Origin of the sequence: Ameyamaea chiangmaiensis (genome assembly GCF_013376175.1) — a bacterium.
GTDB classification, from domain to species: Bacteria; Pseudomonadota; Alphaproteobacteria; order Acetobacterales; family Acetobacteraceae; genus Ameyamaea; species Ameyamaea chiangmaiensis.
Map to the genome: position 1 here is coordinate 1 of NZ_JABXXR010000203.1, position 3,742 is coordinate 3,742.

The window sequence follows — 3,742 nt, forward strand, 5'->3', positions numbered from 1 at the left end:
GTTGCGCACGGCCTCCCACGCGGCGAGGGCGGTTTTCGTATCGCCGCTGCCGGTTGCCAGAGCGGCGACACGCAGTTGCGCCAGCGTGCGGATGCCCTGCGGCCCATCGGCCGCAAGTGCCCTGAACCGTGCCAGCGCCTGTGTCTGGTCGGGACTGAGCGGCGCGGTCCCGGCCATGACGTGCGTGGTCTGGGCCAGCCGGACGGCCTCGAAATAACGGGCGGAGGCAACCTCCTGCGCCTGGCGTGTGCGCCAGGCATGGAACTGCCACGCGCCGATCGCCACGGCGACGACGGCCACGGCCGCGATCATCACGCCGGCATAGCGGCGCAGGAAGGCGCGCATGCGCTCGGCCTGAACCTCTTCGTTCACTTCCCTGATGATGTCGTCGGTCACGCTGCGATCCGTCTCGATACCTGTTCGAACCGCGCACCATACAGCCAGCCGCGCGCCTGGGCAAACGGCGCCAAGCCGTGGGCGCCGGAAGGTCGGTAGGGTGTCGCTCTTCGTTGCAGCCGCCAGCGCGTTAGCGGGTTCTTCATCAATGGACGATTGAATGGTCTCTCGCCTTCCGCCAACCGCCCTCTTGCATGGTCCATCGCGCGTGACGCTCGTTCCTTTTCGATCCACCCGTCAGGGGTGCCGTTTGTCCGCGCTCCTCATCGCGGGTCTGTTGACGGGCTGCGCGCCGGACATGATCGCCAGCGCGATCACGGGCCGCGACTGTAACACCGGCTATCTGGGGGATGACCGCTCCTGGTGCGCCCCGGCGGAGCGGCCGCCCCCGCCCCAGCCCTACTGCACCCAGAGCTGGAGCGGCGTTGACTGCTGGGCCCGCCCCGACCTGATGGCCAATGTGCCGCGTCAGGTGGCGCAGGGTCCGACGCAACTGACACCGGACCAGGAACGCGATCGAACGGGTCGATGACGCGGCGGGAACACGACACCCTGCCCGCGTAACGAATAACCCAATTTCAGAGTGTGAAATAAAAAATTCACACACGATCAAGAATAACTCAATTGACCCGGATCGACGCTCGGCTAGGTTCGCGACACCGTCGGAGTGCCGCAAGTGCCACGCAGTTCCGGGGCGCGAAGACGTTCAGGCCATGACGGTCATGTGTAAAAAGTGTGGAATGTCGTGATGCACGCTTCAACGATTGTTGAATTCAACGGAATCCTGCTCGGTGCGGCCCTGACGCAATGTGGGGGGCCAGCCAGGCGCTTTTTCGCCATGCACGAAAGCGTTCGCACCCTTCACGACCGCGTGGCGCCCGATCTGGGCGCCCTCCATCGGCAGGTGATGGCGCAGTTCCTGCGCACGAGCGTCAAAAAGCCGTCCGTGTCAGGCCGTGGCGGCGCGCACGCTGTCGGTGCTGCGTGTTGCTGAAGCAAGGCGGGCGTAGAGCAGGATGAACAGATAGGACGGGATCATCAGCGTCGCGAACACGCCCTGAAACCCGAACGCGGCCTTCAGCCAGACGAACATCTGCGGCACCAATGCACCGCCGCTGAACGCCATGACCAGAAGGGCCGCCGCCAGAGGCGTGTCGCGCCCTGACCCGGCGATAGCAATCGGAAAGATCGCCGGAAACATCATCGCGTTGGCAAAACCCAGCGCGGCCACGCACAGCACCGAGACATAGCCGTGCGTCGCGAACGCCATGAGTGTCAGCGCGATACCCAACAGACACGACAGGCCGAGATAACGTTCCTGATCGACGACGCGCGGCACGAGAACCATGCCCGCGGCGTAGCCCGCCATCATCGCGGACAAGGTCAGGGCGGTGAAGAATTTCGTCTGGTCGATCGGCAGGCCGAACCCCTGCCCGTAAGTGCCGATCGCATCGCCCGCCATCACCTCGACGCCCACATACACGAACATGGCGGCCGCGCCGAACACCAGCCGGGGCCGCGACAGCAGGCCGCCCAGCGAACCCGATACCGCAATGTCGGGCGCGGCCAGGTCGGGAAGGCGCGACCGCACGACCCACACCGCCGCAAGCAGTTCCAGCCCCGCCATGCACAGCGCCGGGGCGTGGACCGCATGGGCGAACCGGGACAGGATCGCCTCGCGCGTCGCGACATCCGTGGCGGCCTGGGCACGGGCCACGACCCCGCCGATATCGTGCATCACCAGCACGGCCAGCACGATGGGGGCCAGAATGCCCGCGCCCTTGTTGCACAGCCCCATGATGGCGATACGCTGGGCCGCGCGATCCGGCGGCCCCAGCAGGCTGACGTAAGGATTGACCGAGACCTGGAGCAGCGCGAGTCCGGCGCCCAGCACCGTCAGGCCGCACAGCGCGCCCGGATACGCGCGCTCGGTCAGGAACTGTCCGAACAGGGCGGACCCGCACGCCATGATGACCAGCGCCAGGGCAAGGCCGCGCTTCAGCCCCGTCGCGCGCACCGCGAGGGCCGCCGGGACGGCGAAGAAGAAATACGAGATATAGAACGCGAAGGGCACCAGAAACGCGCTGGCATCATCAAGCGTGAACGCCACCCGCACGAAGGAGATCAGCGGCCCGTTCAGCCATGTCACGAATCCGATCAGGAAGAACAGGGTCGCCGTCAGGACGACGGGCGCCCATCCATGTTCGCCTGCGGGGCTTCGGAGATGTTGGCGCATTGTCTGCCCTCTTGTCGTTCCGCCCGGGCAGCGCACCGGGGTGCGACATCCTTACCATAACGTTATGTCCGGCGACACCGATCAAGTGATGGCAGAGACGGCCCACGCTGCGCCCCTCGGACGATCGGGGCGGCAGAGGGCGCATGGCACGAAACCATGACGACCGGCATCATCGCGGTGAAGCCGGGCATACGTCGACCGGTCGCGAGACGGTTTCGCGTGGTCGGAACCGGTTTTTCAGAGAGGGATGGCGCGAGTGACGGGGCTCGAACCCGCGACCTCCGGCGTGACAGGCCGGCGCTCTAACCAACTGAGCTACACCCGCATCGGCGACCGGAAAAACCGGCTGCAGATATCGTGGAGCGGGGTCTATCAGGCCTCGCGAACCGTGGCAACCGGGGTGGACGAAATTTTTTGGACGACCGGCCGAAGAGTCCTGCTGGTGGACGCGGAAACGCGACCGACGACGCGACGGACCATCAGAGATCGCCGTACGGTCCGTGCCGCAGAAACCGCCAGAACACCGGCGTATGCGACAGGATGACGATCGCCAGCCCGACCAGTATCGCGGCCCGCAGCCCGATGACCGAGAGATGGGCGACGATCTCGTCACGGCTCGCCATGTCCATGAAGGGGTCGACCGGAAAGGCGCGTGCCAGCGGTGCGCGGGGATAGACCGGCCCGGGCTGGGGGCGAACGGCGGCCAGCCGGCGTCGCATTTCGCTGTCCGAGATACCGGCCCGACGATAAAGCTGCGCGCGGTATGCCTCGAGATCGTGCTGCCAGTACGCCGCACGACCGCCGCCGGGACGACTGACGCGCGGACCTCGGCCCAGCCGCCGGAGAAAACGCAGCCGCAGCGGTGTCACGCCCAAAAACAACGCCGCGTCGGGCAGGTCCAGCGGCGCACGAACCGGCAGCACGGTGACCGTCCCCGCGCCATCGGCCTCGTTCAGGTTCGACGTGGGGGGAAGCACGGCCGGACGAACTCCTGGCTGTTGCGACACGGCGGACGATTCGGGGTTGCTGCCCGGGATTGCTGCGCGGGCGGACCGATCGACCGACAATGGCGCCGCCGCACGACGCAATCAAGGCGCGTCGCCGCGCGAG

General features: G+C 66.7%; 3 protein-coding genes, 1 tRNA gene and 1 pseudogene. 1 reads left to right on the forward strand and 4 read right to left on the reverse strand.

Features of this window, described 5'->3' with window-relative positions:
* Positions 1-396, reverse strand: a pseudogene (locus HUK82_RS15080) (tetratricopeptide repeat protein); the annotation flags it as partial.
* 250 nt (positions 397-646) lie between these two features.
* Between HUK82_RS15080 and HUK82_RS15085 the strand changes: the two are divergent.
* Positions 647-928 carry a hypothetical protein gene (locus tag HUK82_RS15085; protein WP_176614732.1) on the forward strand — a complete coding sequence of 94 codons (282 nt, stop codon included), beginning with the start codon at positions 647-649 and terminating at the stop codon, positions 926-928.
* Between the two features lie 417 nt (positions 929-1,345).
* Here HUK82_RS15085 and HUK82_RS15090 read toward each other — a convergent pair whose 3' ends face one another.
* The 3 genes from HUK82_RS15090 to HUK82_RS15100 form a co-directional block, all read right to left on the reverse strand.
* Positions 1,346-2,632, reverse strand: coding sequence for a sugar MFS transporter (locus HUK82_RS15090; protein WP_176614733.1), 1,287 nt, complete (start codon positions 2,630-2,632; stop codon positions 1,346-1,348).
* A gap of 248 nt (positions 2,633-2,880) precedes the next feature.
* A tRNA-Asp gene (locus tag HUK82_RS15095) sits at positions 2,881-2,957 on the reverse strand.
* A gap of 154 nt (positions 2,958-3,111) precedes the next feature.
* A complete protein-coding gene (locus HUK82_RS15100) occupies positions 3,112-3,609 on the reverse strand; it encodes a hypothetical protein (protein WP_176614734.1) in 498 nt (165 codons plus the stop codon).
* Positions 3,610-3,742 lie beyond the last annotated feature (133 nt).